Raw genomic sequence first — 20902 nt, 5'->3', positions numbered from 1 at the left:
CTTGCGGATGATGTTTCGTGGACGTTTGTGGGAACGCTCCCATCAACCGCCACCATATTCGGCGCGCAGCCGGATCTTGTCGATCTTGCCGGTGGCCGCCAGGGGCATGCGCGGCAGTCGGTAGATCGCATCTGGAACCCACCACGACGCCACATGCCCTTTCAATGAAGCCAGAAGGGCTTCGTCGCTGATTGCCTGTGCCTCACGTATCTCGACCAGCAGGATCGGTCGCTCACCCCATTTGGGATCGGGCCGTCCAATCACCGCAGCGAGCCCGACCTCAGGGAGGGCGCCGATCACCGCCTCGATCTCGGCCGGGTTGATCCATTCGCCGCCGGATTTGATCAGGTCCTTGACCCGGCCCGTAATCGCGACATTGCCGCTTTCGTCGATGCGCGCGAGATCGCCTGTCGCAAACCAGCCATTCGCATCGCTCGCCTTGTCCTGCTCTCCAAAATAACATTCAACGACGGCGGCACCGCGCACGCGCAACTGGCCTTCAACACCACGCTGCCGAGGCAACGCCTGTCCGTCGGCGTCGGTCAGCAATAGATCGACGCCGATAGCGGGGCGACCCGAGAGCCCCGCTTGCGATCGCTCGTGAAGCGGCGCCACCGTACCCGAGGGCGAGAGCTCGGTCATTCCCCAGCTCGTCTGCACTTTCACATCAAGGCGGCTTTCGATCCGCTCCATCAGCGCCGGTGCGATCGGGGCCCCTCCAACGGTGATGCGCTTGAGTGTCGGCATGGATATACCGGTCGCTTCGACATGCTCGACAAGACCCAGCCAGACGGTCGGGACGCCCACTGCCATCGTCACCTCTTCCTCCACAATCAGGCGCGCCAGGCTGGCGCCGTCCATGGCGCGCCCCGGCAGGACCAGCCTTGCGCCCACTGCCGGCACCGCAAATGGAAGGCCCCAGGCGTTGGCATGAAACATCGGCACGACGGCAAGAACGCTGTCGGCGCTTGAGATGGCCATCACATCGGCCTGCAACAGCCGCAGCGTGTGCAAAAAGCTCGAAGCGATGGGTGTAGGTGACCCCCTTGGGGGCACCCGTCGTGCCCGAAGTGAAGCAAAGTCCGCAAGGAGACGTCTCGTCGAAATCACCCCAGCCTGCCTCGCCCTGCGACCGGGCGATGAGCAGGTCGAGCGAGTAGAGCGGCGGTTCGACGACGAAGTCTCTTGCCCCGTCGATCACCCAGATGCGCTCGATGTCCGTCGCGGCGGCGACTATCTCGGCGGCAAGCGGCAGGAGATCCGCACTGACGACGAGGATTCGCGCTTTGGACAAGCCCGCCATGGCAGCGAGTTGCGCGCCGGTCAGCCGCGGGTTGAGTGTATGGCAGACGGCGCCCATGCCCATGCAGGCGTACCAGACCTCGACATGAGTTTGGGTGTTCCAGGCGAGAGTGGCGATCCGGTCCCCAACACGTATGCCGAAGCTCCGCAGGACCGCCGAGATGCGCATGCTGCGATCCCTCAATGCGAGGTATTCAATTCGATCGGATTTGCCGTCCGCGCGTCCGGTTACCACCTCCGCTTGAGGATGCCATTTGGCGGCGTGCTCGAGAAACTTCTCGAGCGTCAAGGCGAAAGGCTGGACAGTGCCGTCCATCATGATTGCCTCGCCTGGCGGCCGGCCACGACGATCTGCTTGGGCCTGCGTTCTACACATCCGAGGCCAAAATTCACTATCGTGCCAGTTAGTAACATGCATTGACCTGTCAAATGGACGTCCTGCTGTACCGCGTTCACGAGAGCGCGGCAGGTTCAGTGAATCGCAGCATTGAGAATGCTGGCGGCGGTCGCCTCGGCGCGCGAGAATTCGGCGGCAATCGTGCCGCTCTTGGCGACCAGGATCCGGTCGCAGGTCTCCAGAATTTCCGGCAAATAAGACGATATCAAAATGACGCCGGCACCGCTGTCGGCAAAGCTGCGGATGATCTGGCGTATCTCGGCAATTGCTCCGACATCGACGCCGCGCGTCGGCTCGTCGAAGATGACCAGCCGCGGCTTCTGAATGAGCGACTTGGCTATAACCACCTTCTGCTGGTTGCCGCCGGACAGGTACAGGACCGGTCGTTCGACGCCGATGCTGCGGATCGACAGCCTGTCCACCCATTCGCGCGCCAGGGCTCGCATCTTTGCGCGTGGTGCGAGCAAGCGACGGCCTCCGAACTTGGCCAGCCAGCCAAGGCCGATGTTTTCCGCCACACTCAACGTGTCGAAGAAGCCGTCGAGCTTGCGGTCTTCACTGATGTAAGCGATGCCGTCGGCCACCGCCTGGGCCGGTAGGCCGTAGCGGACCTCGCGGCCGTCGAGCCAGATACGGCCGCCGCCGAAATTGCGCTTTGTGTGTCCCATGATGACCTTGGCGACCTCACTCCTGCCCGAGCCGATCAAGCCGGCCAGGCCGGTGATTTCTCCGGGGAAGATCGAGAAGGACATGTTGTTGACCATGCTGCCCATGCGGATGTTTTCCACGCGGAGCACCGGCAGGGCGGAGCGCGGCGGGCGCTTGCCCGCTGGGAGCCTGTCCTGCTCGTTCAATTCATCGCCGATCATGTGATGGATCAACGTGTTGCGATTGAAATTCGCGGCAGGCCCCGTGGTCATCATGCGTCCGTTTCGCAAAACCGAGATTCGATCCGCATAGCTCAGGGCCTCCTCCAGGGCATGCGATATGAAAACAATCGCCACACCGTCTCGCTGAAGCGACTTCATCAGATCGAAGAGATGATCTGTTTCCTCCGGGGTCAGGGCCGCCGTGGGTTCGTCAAGGATGATGACCCTCGCCTTGTTCAGCACTGCGCGGGCGATCTCGACCATTTGCCGTTTGGCGGCGGAGAGCGTACCTGCAAGCTGCGCGGGCTCGACCTTGAAGTTCAGCCGCTGCAGAACTTGCCGGGCAGCACCGCGCACCCGCCGCACCGAGTTGAACATGCGCTCGCGGCCAAGGAAGATGTTCTGGGCGACGGTGAGTTGCGGCACCAGGCTGGTCTCCTGGTAGACCATTGAAATCCCCTGCCCGCTCGCATCCCTGGGTGAAGAGAAAACCACCGGCTGGCCATCGATCCTGAGAATGCCCTCGGATGGCGAGATCACGCCGGCGATCAGCTTGCATAGCGTCGACTTTCCAGCGCCGTTCTCTCCGACCAGGGCGTGGATCTCGCCCGCCATCAAATCAAAGCTCGCATCGGCAAGCGCGGCTGTGTTGCCATACGTCTTCGTGACATTCTCGAGGCTGACGATGGGCTGGGCTGTCATGGCACGCTCCCAGAACCGAGGTTGAGGATTTCGCTGCTAGCCCGGCTGACGGCAATCAGGTCCCCGTTCCACGAACAGACATCGCAGATCGCATGGCGCCTTCCGTTGGCGCGCGAATGCGCGCAGGCGATCGGCATCAGGGCCTCGTCCAGTTCGATCAGCAGCCCATATGAAAATGAAGGCGCCCAGGGTTTTACATCACCGAAGAGCCGAGCCGCCCCCAGTTCGATTGGGAAGTCGTGGCTGATTTCCGGCGTGGCACGCGGCGAGATCCAGTAGCGCGGATCAAGATTGGTCTTCATATCCGAAACGAACACCGGCTCCGTCTTCAGGAATTCGATCAAGGGATCGCGCCTCGACAGGCAGGCCATCGCGTATCCGGTGCCGGTCTTGCGGATGCGTCCGAGATAGCCGGGATAGCCAGACTGGAGAGTGCGGCCTGAAAGATCGACGATGCAGGCACGGTCGAGTTGGGAGATGATGAGACCGCCGGCGAAGTCTGGGGTGATGCCCATCGGGCAATGCAATGCTCGCGCAACGATGCGCGGCTCCTTGAAGCGGCCCACCACCACCACCTTCCCGCGAGGCACTTCATCCCATGGCGCGATGGACAACACGTTTTGATCGTCGCGGTAGCCATTGTCGACGACAGCGATCTCGTCGCTGGACAGGAAGGCGCAATCGCTCACAGAGACGAGATCTGGCGGCGTGGACCAGCCGTCGACCGCCTGCCCGCTCTGGTCGATGACCGCGATGGAACCACCTTGCAGACCGACCGCCACAAGGCCGTCGGCGCTGCACGACAGGGCGGACACGGGTTGGTCGAACCGCGCCCAGGCTTCCGGTGCTTCGCGCCATCGGTGCAGGCGGAATATCTGGCCGCCGGAACTGAACAGCAGGTGGCCTTCGGCTGATACGGATAATGCTTCCGGCTTCTTCACAGGGATGGCCTCCGCGTCGTCCAGCCGGTTGTTGGGGCCAAGGACCCCTTCCAGCGTCATTCCGGGAGTCTCCTTGGCCTTGCGTGCGAAGAGCATCAGCGGTCCCTCCCCCAATAGCTCGCAGGCCCGGTCCACCGTGCGTTGGCGCCTTCTAGGGCGAGCCGACCGATCTTGTCGTTGGTCACACCGCCGAGGAACAGCGAGCCTTCGTGCTCACGCATCGATGTGATCATGTAGAGAGGTCCATCGGGAGCATCCCACAGTGCATCCACTATCTTGCCAAGCCCGTCTATCTTGAGCACGCCTCCGATATTGAGGTTGCCGAAGAGCCAGTTTGTCGGTGGCACGCGCCTTGTCATGCGCCGTCGCAGGCCCGGGTGTTTCAGCACCCGGTCGAAGAGCGGATTGCGCATCCCGGCCAGCGCCACCCAGTAGCCGCCATCCGACGCCCGGTTGATGTTGTCGGGATAACCCGGCAGACCTTTGAGGAAGATGCGTGGCCCATCCGACAACTTGGCGAGATCGAAGATCAGGATCGAGCAGTTCCACGTACTGGCGACCAGCAGGTGCTTGCCGTCATGTGTCAGGCACACACCGTTTGGAAACACCAGATTGTCGCAGATGGTCCGGGTTTTCCCGGATTTCGGGTCATGACTGAGGAGACGGCCGTTGGGCCGCCCTTCAAGAAGGTCCATTCCCCAGTTTTCAATGTCGTAGCGCTTCGTTGCGTCTGTGAAATAGATCGTGCCATCGGGTCCTATGTCCAGGTCGTCGGCCATACGGATTGCGGTGTCGTCCTGGACACTGAAGAGGCTGCGTGACGTCTCGTCCGTCAACAGTTCGACGTGGCCTGCCATGGTGACGCGGATCAGCCCCATTCCGGCAACGCAGGTGACGATCCGCCCTTCCCGGTCAAAGGCCAGCCCAAGTGGGCGCCCACCGATCTTGGCCAGCACGCTTACATCCGAATAGGTCGGCGCGGCGATTTTCAGGATGCAGCCATTGCGGTTGCCGCAGTAGAGGTTGCCTTCAGCGTCGAGAATAACATCCTCGGGTCCGTCAACGCGCCCGGACGCCAGGATTTCCGCGCCCTTCAGCCGCGGAGCTGTCTCATCCGGCATCAATCCGCGCATGCCCTCGACGGGCCCGGCATCGAGCACGATGGGATCGAGGTAGCTTGAGGCCAGCAAGCGGTGCCGGTTCTTGCGGAATTGGACATCGATCGTCAGGATCACGATGATGATGGCGCCCATGCAGAACTGGACGAAGTCGCCACGGAAGCCTGCATTGATCATGGCGTTGTTCAGGAGGTAGATCGTCGTGAAGCCGATGAGCACGGTCACGGGCGAACCCTTGCCGGGAACGAAGCCGCCAAGGCCGACCACGAGGGCCGTCAGCGCGAAAAACTCCATGCCGATGCCGGTGTCGGCGACGCTGATGCTGTTTTGACGTGCCGCAAACAGAAAGCCGGCCAGACCGACGATAAGTCCCGCCAACAGGTAGGCCAGGAAAATGGTCGTCCTGACAGGGATGCCGCCATGGCGCGCCGCCTTGCGATTCCCGCCGACCGCGAGGATATGCCAGCCGAAGCGAAGCTGGCGAAACATAACGAACACCAGCGCCGCCACGGCGATCAGGCACCAGGCTCCGATTGGGACGGCCAGGAACTTCTCGAAGCCAATCCAGTCCCAAAGGTCATCGGTGCGGCTGCTCGTCGATATTTCCACGAGTTCAGCCTGAGCGGCGAGCGCAAACAATGCCCTGACGGTGATCATGGTCCCGAGCGTCGTCAACAACGCGCCACAGCCGAGCAGGCCGGCGACGATGCCATTCGTCATGCCGACCGCGGCGCCGGCCGCAAGCGTGAGCACCAACACGGCAGGAACCGGCAGGTTGAGAATGTGAAAGCAATAGAGCGCGACGAAGGCCGACATGGCGAAGTTCGAGCCGACCGAGAGATCGATGCCGCCAACCGCGACGACAATCAGAAGCGCCAGGACGACGAGCCCGCCATCGGCGGCGTATTGCGCGAGATTCTGCAGGTTGGCCGGCGAGAAATAGCCGTCCGTCGTCAGTGCGATGCCGCTCAGCACGCACAGCAGGGCCAGGAACGGAATTGTGCTCTCGATCCATCCCTTGGCGAGGATGTCCGCCAGAATGCGCCGCGGCGACACCACGAACAGGGGTACGTGTTGCCTTGGCAGGCTGGCGAAGTCGATTTCAGCGGGCATGGCGCGTTCCAGGCGATGGAAAAGGCGGGGCTGGAGAGCCCCGCGGAGTTCGTTATGTCAGCGACTGGCCGTCGCTCACATTTTCCAACACAGGCTGGCATCGTATGTGGGACCCCCCTTGATGATCTTGAGGGGTGAATCCACCGTCAGCATGGACCCGTCCGCGGCGGCGGCGCCCTGCAGCAGCAGGTCGATCACCGTGGCCGCATCGCGGCCTTGCCCATCGGCGTCGTAGCTCCACACCCGGTCGAGAATCTTGTCCTCCACCGCCTTGCAGGTGACGTTGTCACCACCGCCCGTTGCGTAAACCAGCACCTTGTCCTCAAGCCCGGCGTCCTTGACGGCATGGCCGGCGCCCATCGTATGAACATCCCAGTGGCCGAAGATGGCGCAGAGGTCCGGATGCTGTTGCAGCACGGTTGCCGTGATCTGGCGCGCCTTCTCTGGCTCCCAGTCGGACGCTTGGTTGGAGACAACCTGGATCTCGGGGTGATCCTTGAACACCTTGAAGGCCGCATCATTCATCATGACGCTGTCGGCCGCGGTCAACTGGCCGGGGATGATGGCCACCTTGCCCGACTTGCCGCTGCCTGCGCCGCACTCCTTGACGATGTCCTCCGCGACGTCGTGGCCAATGCGGGTCCAGTTGGCGCCGACGAATGCGGAAGACGGCTGGTTGGACTGCAGGTTGAGCTGCAGGACCTTGATGCCCGCGGCCTCGGCCTGCTTGATCTGGCGGGCCAGCAACTGAACCGTCGGATTGTGAACGACCAGAACATCAGGCTTTTCACTGATCGCCTTGGCCAGAAGTTCGGCCATTGCGCCGCTGTTGAAGGCGGGATCGCGGATCTCGAGGGTGTAGCCATGCAACGCCGCATCCTCCTTCATGCGGCGCGCCCACCCTTCGGTCAGCGAAATACCCATGGCGATCGGTATGAAGATCACCTTCTTGCCGGCGAGGTCGGTGCCCGCCGAGGTCGATCCGGTTGAACCCATCGCCGCGGTCGCCGCGATCAGAAAAGCCATAGCTGCGGTTCGAACGCGATTTCCAATTCTATAGACCATGTTCTCCTCCTTTGTTTGATTATCAGTCTCTAAAGATCGCCAACGGTGTCCGTTTCGGTGTCCCTGGGGTTCAGATAATTGTCGATGACGATCGCAAGGATCAGGACCAGCCCCCTCAGGGCATCCTGCATCTGCGTGGTGAAGTTCATGAGCGTCATCCCATTGCGCAGTATGGCGATGAGCGCCGCCCCGACCAGGATGTTCCTGAGGCCGCCGCGGCCGCCCCGAAGCGGTATGCCCCCGAGAACCACGACGAGGATCACATCAAACAGCAGCGTCCCGTTCGAAACAGTCCGGAAGTCAACCGCACCGCTGGCCGCCGAGGTGACAAGACCGGCCAGAAGTGCGGTGACCGCGGCATAGACGTACACCACCACGGTGGTCGTTCTCACCGGCAGGCCGGTCAGGCGGGCAGCCTGATAATTGTCGCCCATGGTATAGATGATGCGGCCGGCGGTCGAATAGCTCAGCAGCAGCCAGGTCGCAAAAAGGGTGGCAACCATGAGCGCGACCGGAACCGTCACGCCGGGCAGGATGTTTGCCGACAGGAACATTACCGCAGGATTTGATTTCGGCAGCAGCAGGATGAATTCGCCACGCAGTATCGCGAACCGAAACAGGCCGGTGATGAACATGGCCGACGCCAAAGTGGCCAGCATCGCTGGAATGCCCACATAGGCGATTAGAAAGGCGTTCACGAATCCGACCAGGACCATGGCGGCGACCGCCACCAGCAATGCCAGCGAGGCCGGGCTGCCGCCGGTAACCAGGATGCTGAAAATGGTTGCCCCCGCCACCATCTGGGCGATCAGGGACAGATCCAAGCCCCTCGATATGATCACGACGGCCATGCCGCAGCTCAGCATGACGAGGGAAGTGGAATTGGACAGGATGACCAGCAGGTTTCCGGAAGTCGCAAATCCATCGATGAAGAGAGCGAACAAGACCGCCAGGGCAAAGGTCACGACGAGCACGACGCGCTCGAGCATGCCGACCTCACGCCTGCCCGTCATTTTCCCCAGCACGGTCTCAGTCATGGCAGGCGCCGTCCGAGCCGATCGTATCGACGGCTTCGCGCGCGCCGGCCGGCCATCGGAAGGCTCCTCGACGGCCTTTCAAGCGAGACCCAACGGTTGCGTGGGGGTGCATCGCGCAGCCCACCACCGGTCAAGCCCGCAATCCCTGCCTTGCGTTGCATGTCCTCTCCTCCCGGGCGAAGCTGTAGCAAGAATTACATTCACTAACAAGATAGCGAATGTTATTTGACGCAAGAATGATCCGCCTGCCGGCAACGCAGGCGTCGGACGGCCTCGACCGGCCGCCCGCCCAGGCGGCCATGGCGATTTTCAGGATGATCTCAAGGTGAGAAGTCGGCCGCCGGCAGCATATCGCTTGGGATCGGGTTCCCGACAGGAGCTTGACCGGAGATGGCGGTCACGGACACCGGTCTTGGTCCTGGATTGTGCCGAGACTGCGCCCGCCAGAGTGGCTTCGTACGAGGCAATGGCGGGTCAGATCTTGCGCGTCGCCCCCAGCCTGTCGCCCGCTGCCTCCCGCTTCACGCAGATGGACCGGATGCCCGCCGCCATGAACGTCGCCATTCGTTCCTTTACCGCCATGAAATCGTCCGACCGGCACAGTCCGCCCGACAGCTTGTCGATGCGGCCGGTTCGAGCGAGCGTGAGCATCAGTGCCCCGGTGACGAAATGATATCCCCAGAAAATGTCTTCTTCAGCGCATCCAGGAAGCGCTTTCTTGAGAAGATCAACCAGTCGCAACACGACGGGATCGAAGTGCTTGTCCATCAGTTCCGCGCCCCATTGCGGTGTATTCGCCACCTGGGCACCCAAGGCAGCGTAATTCTTCCAGCCCTCGTCACCTTCGATGTAGAGGTCGAGATCGGTGTCGAGAAATGCGCGTAGCGCGCCCTCTACCGTGGGCTTGCCTTTCATGGCCTGGTCGTAATCGGCAAGCGCCTTCATCCGCCGATCGCTGGTGACCGCAGCCCTGCGCGCAAAGACAGCATCAAAGAGCATCTTCTTGTCGGTGAAGTAGTAATTGATCAGCGTGTGGTGCACACCGACGGCTCGAGCGACGTCCTTCAGTGCGACTCCATGCAGTCCATGCTTTGAGAAGAGGAATTCGGCGGTGTCGAGAATCTGCTCGATCGTCTCGGCTCGTTGCTCTGCTTTCGTGGCACGCTTGCGCCTTACGCCGCTCTCCTGAGACAAGCTGATACCCTTTCCAATTCACCGTCGAACGCCAGCGCATCCATTTTCGCGCGCTGTGAAGCGAGCTTTGGCAATTCGACGCATTCCAAGTCAATCCGGCCAAGTCAATCCGAGAATCAATCAATGTGACACGCGAGTCAATCTTCACTCGCCAGATAGTGAATTAAATCGCTTTTCGGCTGTGTTTCAACCGTTTCGATCACCGCTAGATGGGTTGGACAAAATCATTGGCAATCATCCTCGCCTTGGGGGCCGGAAGCGGATTGTCTGCTCAGTGGGATGAAATCACAAATAAAGCAGCCATCCGCCCACAACCCGACAGGGTCATAACAGAGCAGCCGACCGACGAAGCGTTGTGACCCGGTAGCCTTGCGGAAAAGCTTTGGGCTTGCCCGATCTGATGGCCCGAAACCTCTCACCGACGTGCGCGACTTCCGTTTATCGGCAAGCCTGCCGAAGGTCCGAAAGCGCTGGTTAGGCATCATCGACGACCCGCTGGGACTCAGTCGCGGCCTAGAAGTTTGCCGCTGGCAAGCCAGAAGGGCGGCAGGCAGAGCGGGATGGCGGACAGCAGCAGGATATCCTCCTTCACCGTGATGCCGATCCGCTCGGCGACAAACCGGCGGCGCGCCTCGAACCTCTTCGCCAGCGCCGGGTGGCGGTGTGCGATTTCAGCGCGCAAGCCGACATCGGCGAAGGTCACCGCATCCTCGCAATTGAGCGTCCATCCATCGGGCATCGGCACGGGTATGATGTCGACCTGGAACGGCATGCCGGAGACGATGCGTTCTGTGGAGCCGGGACGGATCGGGGAATTCATCCACTCGTCGAGGCCGACGAGATGGCCGGGATTGAGGGCTGGGCGCAGCTTGCCCGCCGCCAGGGTCGAAATCACAGCCTCATGGATCGCGCCGCCCTCGGCGCCGATGCCGGCCGCCTCATACCAGGCGATCAGGCCGCGGAAATAGGCCTTGGCCACGTCCAGAAATGCGTCGTCATGCTCGGCGATCAGGCCGGCTCGGGCGGTCAGTCCTCCCCAGTAGCCAACCGCCGTGGTGACGCCGTCACCATGGCTGGGCACGCGCGCCGTGGGACTGCGCAGGCCGATCACCTGGCCGGACGCATCATTGGTCGCGAACATCGGATGGCAGTTCATCGGCTCGCCGGCATACCCCATGCGAGAGGCCGCGGTCAGTTCGGTGTCGCCGAGCGTGAAGCCGCTCAGGATACGCCACACAGCCATTGAAGACCGGGCCGCGCCCCATTCGGCCTCGGCGATCTGATCGGCATCGACGACGGCGCGCAGCCCGTCCGCCTGGTGCATGAGCACCGCCGTCGCATCGGTGATCGACGAGGCGGACACGATCGATGCGATCGCGTCGACGATGAAGGCCGGCACGAGGAAGGTGGGACGCTGAGCGGACCATTCCTCCTTTTCGAGATATTTCCAGCCCACCAGGCCGACACTGTCGCCCGCCGTGATACCGGCCTCGCGCAGCACGGCCACGAGATCCGGCTTCTGCATGCGGTCCTGCGCCATGAGGCTCAGGGACTGCGCCAGCATTGTGATGATGCCAGGCAGTCCGGCGATAGGCGTATAGCCGAGGTTCTCGTTGCCGGTGACGATGATGCGCTGCCCCGATTTGCCGAGCAGCAGGATCGCCTCCTCGAAACGCGGGTCGAAGCCGGTCAGGAAGGCGATGTTGGCGGCATGCTCGCGATCGGCATAGACGGCGAGCCAGTCCGTGCCGGCGCGCTCGAGCGCCTTGGCGCAACGGGCCTCATAGGTCGCTGGCGGAATGGCAGGGCGCTCGACGGGGATGCCGAAATCGGGGATGTCGACGGTGCGAAGGCTAATGCTCATCATGTCTCTCAATCTGTCAGGGAATGCGGATTTTCGGCTGAAGCCGATCGTCAGTTGGATGCGACGGCGACGGATGCCGTCCTGTTCGCCGGCACGTCATTCATCGGCAAGAAAGCCGATGCTGGAGGGCAGCACGCTGCAGGGGACCTTGTCGCCGGCAGCGATGCCGCGCGCCGTCGCCGAGGATGCCAGGAGCAGGAGTTCCTGGCCGTCCGGGGTGGACACGGTCATGCGCTCGGACGAGCCGACGAAGGAGACGTCGGCGACAATGGCGGGAAAGGCGATGGCCCCGGGGGACGGCTCGCCGATGGCGATGTCCTCCGGACGCATCCAGACCGTCAGCGCCGATCGGCCATGCCGCGACGCGTCGTAGCCATCGGGCATCGGCGCCCGGCTTCCGAACAGCTCGATGCCGCCATCGACGGCGCGCGCCGAAACGATGTTGTTGCCGCCGAGGAAGCCCGCGACGAAGCGCGAGGCGGGCGCGCGGTATATGTCGCGCGGGGTGCCGACCTGAACGATCGCGCCATTGTGGAAGACGGCTATGCGGTCCGACATGGCGTAGGCTTCCTCCTGGTCATGGGTAACATAGACGAAGGTCACACCGGTCTGCCGATGCAGCCGTTTGAGTTCGCGTTGCATGGTGTCGCGCAGCGTACGGTCGAGCGCCGACAGCGGTTCGTCGAGCAGCAGTATCTTCGGCCCGAAGGCCAGCGCGCGGCCGATCGCCACGCGCTGCTGCTGACCGCCCGACAATTCACGCGGCTTGCGCGCGGCCAGCCTGTCCAGGCCGACGAGATTGAGAATCTCTTCCACCCTCGCGGCGATCCTGGCCTTGTCCCATTTGCGGACCCTCAAGGGGAAGGCGATGTTGTCCGCGGCGTTCAGGTGGGGAAACAACGCATAGCCCTGGAAGACCAGTCCGAAATTCCTGTCCTCCGGGTCGACGCGCGTGATGTCGACGCCATCCAGCAGGATGGCGCCGTCGTCCGGCTTGGTGAACCCGGCGACCGACATTAGCAGCGTCGTCTTGCCAGACCCCGAAGGGCCGAGCAAGGTTACGAACTCCCCCGCCTCGATCGACAGGTCGATGCCGTCGAGCGCGACGGCCGACCCGTAGGTCTTGCGGAGGTTTCGGACGTCGAGAAAGGACATTCAGATCGGATCCCGGGCGAGCGGACCCGTCGAGCAATGAATGCCGCCCCCGTTCAGTTCGATGCATTCATAGTCCAGCGTCAGGATCTCGATGCCGGCGGCGTCGAGCCGGTCGGCCAGGCGCGGCGTGCGGGTGGCGTGCATGACGACCCGACCCGGTGCGATCGCCAGGCAGTTGAGCGAGAAGGCGTTGTCCTCCGGCGGAAGTTCGATCAGCTTCATGCCGCGCTTGTTCAGATAGTCGATGAAGACATAGGGCAGTTCGTTGATGTTGATGATCGCCGTCTCCTTGTCGATCATCATGAAGCTGCCGTCGATGTGGATGCGATAGCCGGGCATCGGCACCTTGATCAACTCGACGCCCAGGCTGTTGAGGATCATCTCGACCTGCCGCACGCCCTCGGCGTTGCAGGCGACGGAGACCGAGCAGACGGCGGTCTTGTCGTCGAGGAGCGCGAACCCGCCGCCTTCGAACACCGCTTCGCCATGCAGCGTGCCGAGGATCGGGCAACCGGCCTTGGCGAGCGCCTGGGTGACCATCAGTTCCTCGCCGCGGCGCGCCCGGCGGGCAAGGCGGGTGACGATCGCGCCGCCCTTCACGCCGATGACGCTGTCGCGGCAGAAGGTCGACTTGAGAGCGCCGGGGGCTGCCTTCTCGGTAAGGATGACGTCGACGCCCTCCGTGCGCAACAGCTTGGTGAAGCTATCGTGCGCTGCCTGCATGGCGGCGAGATCCGGCGGTGTCTTGCCCATGAAGTACCAGCCTTTTTCCGGATCGCCGAAACCGCCGATCTCGGGCATGGGCTTGCTCTTGTCGACGACATTGATCTCCTCGCCAGGCCGGTGCATCAGCACGGCGCGCAGCTTGCCGACATCATTGGTGCAACCCCAGGGCCGGCCCCAGACGCGGGTCTGCTCTTGCGGGTCATGGAAAGCCGGCGTCGGGACGGAGCCGAAGGTCTGAAAGAACTTGGCCTCGCGGTATTCGTGCTCGCTCATTGCGGCGCTGTGGGCAGTCATGTCTTCGATTTCCTTTCTGAACAAGCGAAGCGATTGAAGGTCGTGTCATGACCGGCGCTGGGCGATACGTTCCCAGACGGTCATGCGCAGGATGAGCCCGACGATAGTGACCGCCAGCATGACGGTAGCGATCGCGGCCAGCGCGGGGTCGACGGCATCGGCGATGCTCGTCCAGATCTTGCGCGGCAGGGTGACGATGCCACGGCTGGTGATGAACAGCGTCACGGTGATCTCGTCCCAGGAGACAATGAAGGCGAGGATCGCCCCGGCGACCGTGCCCGGCACTATGTTGGGCAGGATCACGCGCCCGAAGATCGTCGCCGGGCGCGCGCCGAGCGAGCGGGCCGCCTGCACCAGACGCGGATCGAGGTTCGACAGCGAAGCGCCTATCGCCAGCACGGCAAGCGGCATCGCCAGGATCACATGGACGATGGTGACGCCAAGCCATGTGTCGAGAAGGCCCAGCTTCGACCACAGGCGTACCATGCCGACCGCATAGATGATCGGCGGCACGATCAGCGGCGAAAGCAGGACAACGCGCAGGATCGTCGGCCAGCGTCCGACATAGACCCATGCGCCCATGGCGAAGGCCGCCGAAACGGCGGTCGCGACGATGCTTGAGGCCACGGCGATGCCGAGGCTGGTGAAGATGCTGGGCATCCAGCCCGCGCGCCAGTTGGCGAGCGCCGCGAAATGGTCGAAGGAGATGCCGCTTTTGGGCAGCGACAGATAGTCCCGGTCGGTCAACGCCACGGGGATGACCACGAGCACCGGAACGAACAGGAAGGCGAGCAGCAGCCAGGCGAAGAGCTTTGGCAGCGCGCGTTCGAGCAGACGGCGGGTGCGTGGCGTCATTTGCGGCCGCCTTCGAAGGCCGCGCGCAACGCCGGGCTGCGCATCGCCAGCGCGATAAGGGCACCGACGACGAGCAGGAGCATCGTCGACAGTGCCGTCGCCACGCCCCAGCGCAGGGTCGAGGATATCTGCACGGAAATGTATTCGGCGACCATCAGCACCCTGCCGGCGCCAAGGATCGCCGGAGTGACGAGGAAGCCGAGCGAGAAGATGACGATGAACAGGCTGGCGATTGCCAGGCCGGGCATGCTGAGCGGCACCCAGATACGAAAGAAGATGGTGACCGGGCGCGCGCCGAGCGATCGCGCCGCCTGGATGATCCTGTGGTCGATCTCCGACAGGTTCGCGTAGAGCAGCATGATGGCGAAGGGCATCATGTAATGCACCATGCCGACGATGACGCCGAACTGGTTGTAGACCAGTTCGAGAGGTTCACCGACGGCTCCGCTGCCCACCAGGGCCGAATTGAGCACGCCGTTTCGGCGCAGGATGGTGATCCAGGCAAAGGCGCGCACCAGCACCGATATCCAGAATGGCACCATGACCATGAACAGGGCGACGCGGCGCGTCGCCGGCGGCATGTGGACCAGCGCGAAGGCGACGGCATAGCTCATGACGATCGTAAGCGCGGTCGTCACCGCCGAGACGAAGACGGTCGTGCGCACGACGCGGCCGATTGCGGCATTCTGGAACAGAGCCACGTAATTGCCGATGCCGAAGGTCGGCTCGGTGAAACTGAGCGCCAACACCTGAAGGATGGGCAGCACGTAGAGACACAGGGTCAAAAGCGCCGCCGGCACCGTCAGGCAGAAGGCCCAACGCTGGAATGACGTCATGGTCTTTCGAACCACCACCGGCCGATGGCCGGTGGTGGTCTCCAATGGTTAGCGCGAGATGAAGTCGAGGAACTTGTTCTGCAGTTCGGCCTCGTTGTCGGCATAGTATTGCGCCGAGACGGCCAGACCTGTCTTGGCATTCTCGGGGGCCAGCGAATAGACCGCCTTGTCTTCGTCGGTCATCAGCGCCAGCGCCTTCGGGTTCGACGGGCCGTTGCCCATGAGGCGCAACAGCGTCACCTGGCCTTCCGGGTCCATCGACGAATTGATGAAGTCGAAGACCTTCTTGCCGGCGGGATTGCCCTTCGGCACCGACCAGGCGCTGGCGAACATCAGGTTCTGGTTCCAGGTCCAGGTGTAGTCCGGGTTTTCCTTGCGCAGCAGGTTGGCGCGCGTATGCCAGATATTGCCCATGACCACCTCGCCGTCGCGGAAGAGCTGCTGGCTCTGCGCGCCCGACTCCCAGAAGATCAGATTGGGCAGCAGCGGCTCGAGCTTCTTGAAGGCGCGGTCGACGTCGAGCGGATAGATATCCTGCGGCTTGACACCGTCGGCGAGCAGCACGGCTTCGAGCTGCCCCTGAATCCATTTGCACATGGTACGCTTGCCGGGAAACTTTTCGAGATCGAAGAAGTCGTTCCAGCTCGAAGGGGCCGTGGCGCCGACCTTCTTGGCGTCATAGGCCAGCACATTGGAATAGGTGTAGTTGCAGATGCCGAACTCGGCCGACAGCCCTTCGCCGACAAGGGACTTGTCGACGATGGAATAATCGATCGGCTCGAGGTAACCGCCCTTGCCGAGCACGACGGCGTCCGTCATGCCGCCATCCGTGGCATCCCAGGTGACATTCTTGGAATCGACCATGGCGCGGATCGCGCCCGTCGCCGGGCCGGTGCCATCGATGACGACCTCCATGCCGGACTTGGCCTTGAAGGGCGCGCCATAGGCCTTCTGGAAGGCTTCGAGGGCGGCCCCGCCCCAGTTGCAGACAACGATTTCCGACGCCGCGGCGGAGGCCCGCCCAGGCTTGAACGCGACTGCGATGCCAAGCCCGGCCATGGCGGTGATGAAGCCTCGGCGATCGATCTTCCCAGTTTTGAACTTATCAAGCGCAATCAACGCTGCGTCTTGACCAAAGCGATTGATGGACATGTGTGTTCCCCTTTCACGTCCGTGGAAGCGACTAGTTTTCTTGCTTCTCCTCCCAGGCCGGCACCGGGCGCCCATCTGGGCTTCCAGAGCCGGTATGCACTACCGAACGTCCTGACGGACGACCGTGCGGCGGCGCCACCGAACTGCGTATGACGAGTTCGACGCCGACCCGTTCGATCGCCGTTCCGGATTTCCTGCCGGCGATGAAATCGAGCAGCATGTTGACGCCGCGCGTGCCGAACTCGGCCGCCGACTGACGCACGGTGGTCAGCGCCGGCGCCAGCAGGTCCGCATTGTGGATATCGTCGAAGCTGACGAGAGAAATGTCGTCCGGAATGCGGATTCCGGCCTGCAGCGCGGCCCGCATGGCGCCAGTGGCCAGCATGTCGCCGAAGGTGAAGATCGCGGTGGGCGGCTCGTCCTGCCGAAGCAGGTCGAGAAACGCGATCGAGGCGGGCGCCTCCTCGTATTCGCAGAACCTCAAAAGGGCGGGATCGGCATCAAGACCAGCCTCGCCAAGCGCCCGCGTGAAGCCGTCGAGACGTTCGGTGGTGCTGAGAAGCCCCTTCGGCCCGCCGATGGCGGCGATGCGGGTATGGCCGCGAGATATCAGATGGCGTGTCGCCAGGAGACCGCCATGGACGTTGTCGGCAAACAGGCGCGGCGCCTTCGCGCCCGGCACGTCCTCGTCGAGAAGCACGACGTTTCCGGTCTCGTTGATCCGCCGCAACAGCCGCCCGTCATCATGATGGTTGGTGAGAAGCAGGATGCCGTCGACCTGCCGGTCCTCGATGCGCGACAGGAAGGAGACTTCCTTCTCCACCAGGTTGCGGCTGTTGAACATCAGGAGATTGTAGCCAAGCCTCGCGGCCTCGGCCTCCGACGCGCTGGCGATCTCGGCAAACAGCGGATAGGCGATGTCGGCGGTGATGAGGCCGAGTGTCTCGCTCTTGCCGCTGCTGAGCCTGCGGGCGATCGCGTTGGGATGATAGCCAAGGCGCTCCGCCGCCAGCTGGATACGGCTCGCCGTCGGCTCAGGCAGGCTGATCTGCCCGTTCAGATAACGGGAAACGGACGTGACGGACACGCCGGCTGCCCGCGCAACGTCACGGATGGTGACCTTCAATCTTCCCGACAAGCGGCTCCACTCCCGCGAGACATGTGCAGATAACCGCTTCAGTAAACCGGTTTCATAAACGGGCCAAAAAAAATCGCGCGCGCCTTCCGCAATGGAGAGGGGGCGAAGGACGGCGGCGCTCACGGGAGGTCTCCGGACCGGAAGAATTCCTTATGTTCGCGCTCCAGGCTCAACTGGTCGAAATCGGCATTTCGGATGTGCGCCGCCATTAGCAGCGCGGCCTCGGCCATGTTGCCGGCCCGCACCTTGTCGAAAATGGCACGGTGCTCGGCGATGACCGAGCGGATGTGATCCGGTTTCATGCCGATCAGGAACTGGACGCGCATCATGTCGGCCGAAACGTGCTGGCACGCGGTCCAAGCCCGAGGATGCGCGAAAGCGCCGAGCAGACCTGCATGGAAGGCCATGTCGGCGCGGTGCAGGGCGCCCATGTCATCGCCTTGGACGAGACGCTCCTGCGCCCGAAGCAACAGCTCGACCTCGTCCAGCAAGGCCGGATCCGGCTTGACACCGCTGTTGGCGATCACCGCGCTTTCAAGCGTGGAGCGGATGAATACCGCCTCGCGGACGCGAGCCATGTCGATCAGCGAGACGCGGGTGCCGGTTTGGGGTGAGATCTCGATCAGACCCTCGTCGAAAAGCCGCGTGAACGCCTCATGCACGGGGGTGCGGCTGATGCCGAGCGACTGCGCGACATCCGTTTCCGAGAAATTGGCGCCGGGCGCGACGCGCGCGGTGATGATCGCCTCGCGCAACTCGACATAGGCCTTCGACGAGATCCTGTTTCGACGCTCGTTCTGATCCGCGAGGAGTGAGGTGCCCAAGTTCAGCATGGCGGCATGCTGGCATTCAGGCATATTTCGAGTCAAGCACAATCTTTGTGCAGTTGCGAGATCGGCTCAATTTTCAACCAGTTTCCCAGGCCGGACCAAGTCCGGAAGGCCGTGGCCCTGTTCGAGCGCCGTCGCGACGGCGGCAATGGACGCCGCAGCGCCCTGAGGTGTCGGCAGGCCGGCGCGATGCGGCGTCAGCCGGACCCGGTCGTGCCGCCAGAACCAGTGTTCGGGCGGCAGGGGCTCGACGGCAAAGACATCCAGCCACGCGGCGCCGAGCTGTCCCCGATCGAGCGCGGCGCGCAGCGCCTGCTCATCGAGGTGGTCGCCGCGGCCGAGATTGACGACGTAAGCGCCGGGCGCGAGGCGGGAAAACAGCCGGTCCGACAATATGCCCTTCGTCTCGTGCATGGAGGGCAGGAGATTGACGAGGACATCGGCGCCGTCGACGCAGGCGCTGAGCCCGTCGTCGCCGTGCAGGCAAATGACGCCGTCGATCCGACGGGCGGTTCTCGACCAGGCGGACACTGGGAAGCCGGCGGTCGAAAGCCCCCGCGCGACATGCAGACCGAGGGGACCCAGTCCAAGCACGGCCGTCCGCAGCGAACCGCGGGTCCGGTTCTGGCGATCGGGCGGGCGCCACAGGCGGGCCTGCTGATCCGCTCTGACAGCGACATCGTCAAGCAGGCGCGCGAAAGCCGCGTGCATCGCATAGTCCAGCAATTGCTCGGCCTGACCTTGGTCCCGCAGGCGCGCGACCGGGAGGTCGGGCGGAATGCGGGGATCGTCGAGAAGCTGATCCGTTCCCGCGCCAAAACAGAAGATCGCGCGCAGCGACCGTGGCAGCGCGGTCATCTCCTTGGGCAGATTCCAGGCGACCAGGAGATCGTATTCGGCGCCGTCCGCCAGATCGGGCCATCGGACGAAGTCCGCCGAAGGAAGAGCGGCGCGCAGCGCGCGCTCGAAGGGGACACTGTAAGCAAGCGGATCGGCGATGACGATCCGCATCGATCAATGCCCGTCGAGGGGCATTCCGGCAAGCCGGCGCAGCGCCAGCCATTCCAGTTCCGCCGCGCCATCGGGATCGGCCGCATACTGGCTGGCGGTGCGCTCGCACACTTCCTTGCTCGGCAGGTGGATGGGGCGTCCGCTGCCCAGAGCGGAAAGCTGGATACGGCAGGCCTGTTCGAGATTGTACATCAGGGAGAAAGCCTCTCCGATGGATCGCCCGACGGTCAACAGCCCATGGTTTCTCAGGATCATGGCGCGATTGTCGCCGAGGTCGGCGACCAAGCGCTCCTGTTCGCCGGGATCGAGCGCTATGCCCTCGAATTCGTGATAGCCGATCTGCCCGTAGAAGAGCAGCGAGGTCTGGTTGAGCGGCAGGAGTCCTTCCTCGAGGCAACTGACCGCGACACCGGCCGCGGTATGCGTGTGCATGACACAGACCGCATCCGGGCGCGCGGCGTGGACGGCGGTGTGAATGACGATACCCGCAGTGTTGATCGGCACCTGCTGGCCACGCATCTGCTGGCCATGGTGATTGATGACCGCCAGCGATTCCGGCGTCACCTCCCGAAAGAGATCGCCGTAGCGGTTGATAAGCAGGAGTTCCGGCTCTTCGGGCAGACGCGCGGATATGTGCGTGTGGATGATGTCATCCATCCCAAACCGGGCGATCAGTCGATAAGCCGCCGCCAGATCCTCGCGCATAGCCATTTCAGCGGTCGACATCGGTGTGGATCGTCCTTCCTGTTGATGCTTGCCGCATACTTGAGTTCCTGTATGCAGTCAACTTTTCCGGATGAATCGACAGCCGGTCGCGCACGTCCGGTCCGCTTCTCCGGCCCGCGGCGAGGGGCACTCGCTTCAGAAAACGCGTAACCCACCCAGGATAACGCCACCGTGAAGACAGCACCGACGAAAGCCGCGCTCTTCGGTCGGGGTCTATGGGTCTGCTTCAGCTTTCTTTCGGCGCAAAGCGGCGTCTGAATGGAAAAATATGTACTCGGTCGCCAAGCAGGCGCTCATCCTTGACCAGCGATTTTGGCAACTGACTATCCGGGCGGAGCGCCGCGCCTCCGGTGCCCTGAGCTCCGATGGGATAGAAAGGCGGCTCACCCTGGCCGCGGCCTTGACCTACCACACCCGGCACTTGATCAAGGCCGCCGAAGTGCAAAAGCCCGACACCACGCTACTCTCGGCGGCGGTAGGTGCCAACCTGGGCACGCTCGCCAGGGACCACGTCTCCGCCCTGGTCCAGATTCTTAAAGGCGAACCGCCAGGTCAAGGCGTGAGGTCGCCTTGGCGT

At 63.1% G+C, this 20902-nt stretch carries 17 protein-coding genes and 1 pseudogene; all 18 read right to left on the bottom strand.

Features of this window, described 5'->3' with window-relative positions:
- Positions 1 to 42 precede the first annotated feature (42 nt).
- Entirely contained in the window at positions 43 to 981 is a 939-nt protein-coding gene (locus tag AC1VON_RS11270) for an AMP-binding protein (protein WP_483126309.1), read from the bottom strand.
- A 73-nt stretch (positions 982 to 1054) separates the two neighbouring features.
- Positions 1055 to 1618, bottom strand: a pseudogene (locus AC1VON_RS11265) (AMP-binding protein); the annotation flags it as partial.
- A 155-nt stretch (positions 1619 to 1773) separates the two neighbouring features.
- Positions 1774 to 3270 carry a sugar ABC transporter ATP-binding protein gene (locus AC1VON_RS11260; protein ID WP_172352108.1) on the bottom strand — a complete coding sequence of 499 codons (1497 nt, stop codon included), beginning with the start codon at positions 3268 to 3270 and terminating at the stop codon, positions 1774 to 1776.
- The gene (locus AC1VON_RS11255; RefSeq protein WP_172352109.1) at positions 3267 to 4307 is read right to left on the bottom strand and encodes a hypothetical protein; all 1041 of its coding nucleotides are present in this window, start codon (positions 4305 to 4307) and stop codon (positions 3267 to 3269) included. The genes AC1VON_RS11260 and AC1VON_RS11255 overlap by 4 nt, the downstream gene beginning before the upstream one ends.
- Positions 4307 to 6442 (bottom strand): ABC transporter permease, encoded by a 2136-nt coding sequence (locus AC1VON_RS11250; RefSeq protein WP_483122165.1) that lies wholly within the window; start codon positions 6440 to 6442, stop codon positions 4307 to 4309. The genes AC1VON_RS11255 and AC1VON_RS11250 overlap by 1 nt, the downstream gene beginning before the upstream one ends.
- A gap of 75 nt (positions 6443 to 6517) precedes the next feature.
- Positions 6518 to 7468, bottom strand: coding sequence for a sugar ABC transporter substrate-binding protein (locus tag AC1VON_RS11245; protein ID WP_181180059.1), 951 nt, complete (start codon positions 7466 to 7468; stop codon positions 6518 to 6520).
- Between the two features lie 68 nt (positions 7469 to 7536).
- A complete protein-coding gene (locus AC1VON_RS11240) occupies positions 7537 to 8544 on the bottom strand; it encodes an ABC transporter permease (RefSeq protein ID WP_483122163.1) in 1008 nt (335 codons plus the stop codon).
- A gap of 474 nt (positions 8545 to 9018) precedes the next feature.
- Complete coding sequence (locus AC1VON_RS11235) at positions 9019 to 9738, bottom strand: TetR/AcrR family transcriptional regulator (protein ID WP_483122160.1); 720 nt, start codon at positions 9736 to 9738, stop codon at positions 9019 to 9021.
- Positions 9739 to 10240: 502 nt separating this feature from the next.
- Positions 10241 to 11602: a Xaa-Pro aminopeptidase gene (locus tag AC1VON_RS11230; protein ID WP_483122159.1), complete on the bottom strand. Its 1362-nt coding sequence runs from the start codon at positions 11600 to 11602 to the stop codon at positions 10241 to 10243.
- A 96-nt stretch (positions 11603 to 11698) separates the two neighbouring features.
- Positions 11699 to 12757, bottom strand: a complete 1059-nt coding sequence (locus AC1VON_RS11225; RefSeq protein ID WP_483122157.1) for an ABC transporter ATP-binding protein — start codon at positions 12755 to 12757, stop codon at positions 11699 to 11701.
- A complete protein-coding gene (locus AC1VON_RS11220; RefSeq protein ID WP_483122155.1) occupies positions 12758 to 13777 on the bottom strand; it encodes a dimethylarginine dimethylaminohydrolase family protein in 1020 nt (339 codons plus the stop codon).
- A gap of 45 nt (positions 13778 to 13822) precedes the next feature.
- Positions 13823 to 14632, bottom strand: a complete 810-nt coding sequence (locus tag AC1VON_RS11215) for an ABC transporter permease (RefSeq protein ID WP_483122153.1) — start codon at positions 14630 to 14632, stop codon at positions 13823 to 13825.
- Positions 14629 to 15468, bottom strand: coding sequence for an ABC transporter permease (locus AC1VON_RS11210; protein ID WP_483122151.1), 840 nt, complete (start codon positions 15466 to 15468; stop codon positions 14629 to 14631). Before AC1VON_RS11210 ends, AC1VON_RS11215 begins: the two co-directional genes overlap by 4 nt.
- Positions 15469 to 15516: 48 nt before the next feature.
- Positions 15517 to 16620 carry an ABC transporter substrate-binding protein gene (locus AC1VON_RS11205; RefSeq protein WP_172352118.1) on the bottom strand — a complete coding sequence of 368 codons (1104 nt, stop codon included), beginning with the start codon at positions 16618 to 16620 and terminating at the stop codon, positions 15517 to 15519.
- A 31-nt stretch (positions 16621 to 16651) separates the two neighbouring features.
- Positions 16652 to 17758, bottom strand: a complete 1107-nt coding sequence (locus AC1VON_RS11200) for a LacI family DNA-binding transcriptional regulator (RefSeq protein WP_483122149.1) — start codon at positions 17756 to 17758, stop codon at positions 16652 to 16654.
- A 119-nt stretch (positions 17759 to 17877) separates the two neighbouring features.
- Positions 17878 to 18591 carry a GntR family transcriptional regulator gene (locus AC1VON_RS11195; RefSeq protein WP_483122147.1) on the bottom strand — a complete coding sequence of 238 codons (714 nt, stop codon included), beginning with the start codon at positions 18589 to 18591 and terminating at the stop codon, positions 17878 to 17880.
- A 66-nt stretch (positions 18592 to 18657) separates the two neighbouring features.
- Complete coding sequence (locus AC1VON_RS11190; RefSeq protein WP_483122145.1) at positions 18658 to 19599, bottom strand: NAD(P)-dependent oxidoreductase; 942 nt, start codon at positions 19597 to 19599, stop codon at positions 18658 to 18660.
- Between the two features lie 3 nt (positions 19600 to 19602).
- Positions 19603 to 20382, bottom strand: coding sequence for a class II aldolase/adducin family protein (locus AC1VON_RS11185; RefSeq protein WP_281411454.1), 780 nt, complete (start codon positions 20380 to 20382; stop codon positions 19603 to 19605).
- Positions 20383 to 20902: the final 520 nt, after the last annotated feature.

The sequence above is a fragment of the Mesorhizobium sp. HAY1-8B genome (assembly GCF_056868045.1).
The sequence above is the reverse complement of the archived record's forward strand: the minus strand, read 5'-3'. Positions and strand labels throughout refer to the sequence as shown.

What these genes read in the sequence shown, in the direction of transcription:
- AC1VON_RS11270 (WP_483126309.1), bottom strand. Translation starts at nt 981, where the DNA reads ATGGCCATCTCAAGCGCCGACAGCGTTCTTGCCGTCGTGCCGATGTTT.
- AC1VON_RS11260 (WP_172352108.1), bottom strand. Translation starts at nt 3,270, where the DNA reads ATGACAGCCCAGCCCATCGTCAGCCTCGAGAATGTCACGAAGACGTAT.
- AC1VON_RS11255 (WP_172352109.1), bottom strand. Translation starts at nt 4,307, where the DNA reads ATGCTCTTCGCACGCAAGGCCAAGGAGACTCCCGGAATGACGCTGGAA.
- AC1VON_RS11250 (WP_483122165.1), bottom strand. Translation starts at nt 6,442, where the DNA reads ATGCCCGCTGAAATCGACTTCGCCAGCCTGCCAAGGCAACACGTACCC.
- AC1VON_RS11245 (WP_181180059.1), bottom strand. Translation starts at nt 7,468, where the DNA reads ATGGCTTTTCTGATCGCGGCGACCGCGGCGATGGGTTCAACCGGATCG.
- AC1VON_RS11240 (WP_483122163.1), bottom strand. Translation starts at nt 8,544, where the DNA reads ATGACTGAGACCGTGCTGGGGAAAATGACGGGCAGGCGTGAGGTCGGC.
- AC1VON_RS11230 (WP_483122159.1), bottom strand. Translation starts at nt 11,602, where the DNA reads ATGAGCATTAGCCTTCGCACCGTCGACATCCCCGATTTCGGCATCCCC.
- AC1VON_RS11225 (WP_483122157.1), bottom strand. Translation starts at nt 12,757, where the DNA reads ATGTCCTTTCTCGACGTCCGAAACCTCCGCAAGACCTACGGGTCGGCC.
- AC1VON_RS11220 (WP_483122155.1), bottom strand. Translation starts at nt 13,777, where the DNA reads ATGACTGCCCACAGCGCCGCAATGAGCGAGCACGAATACCGCGAGGCC.
- AC1VON_RS11215 (WP_483122153.1), bottom strand. Translation starts at nt 14,632, where the DNA reads ATGACGCCACGCACCCGCCGTCTGCTCGAACGCGCGCTGCCAAAGCTC.
- AC1VON_RS11210 (WP_483122151.1), bottom strand. Translation starts at nt 15,468, where the DNA reads ATGACGTCATTCCAGCGTTGGGCCTTCTGCCTGACGGTGCCGGCGGCG.
- AC1VON_RS11205 (WP_172352118.1), bottom strand. Translation starts at nt 16,620, where the DNA reads ATGTCCATCAATCGCTTTGGTCAAGACGCAGCGTTGATTGCGCTTGAT.
- AC1VON_RS11195 (WP_483122147.1), bottom strand. Translation starts at nt 18,591, where the DNA reads ATGCTGAACTTGGGCACCTCACTCCTCGCGGATCAGAACGAGCGTCGA.
- AC1VON_RS11190 (WP_483122145.1), bottom strand. Translation starts at nt 19,599, where the DNA reads ATGCGGATCGTCATCGCCGATCCGCTTGCTTACAGTGTCCCCTTCGAG.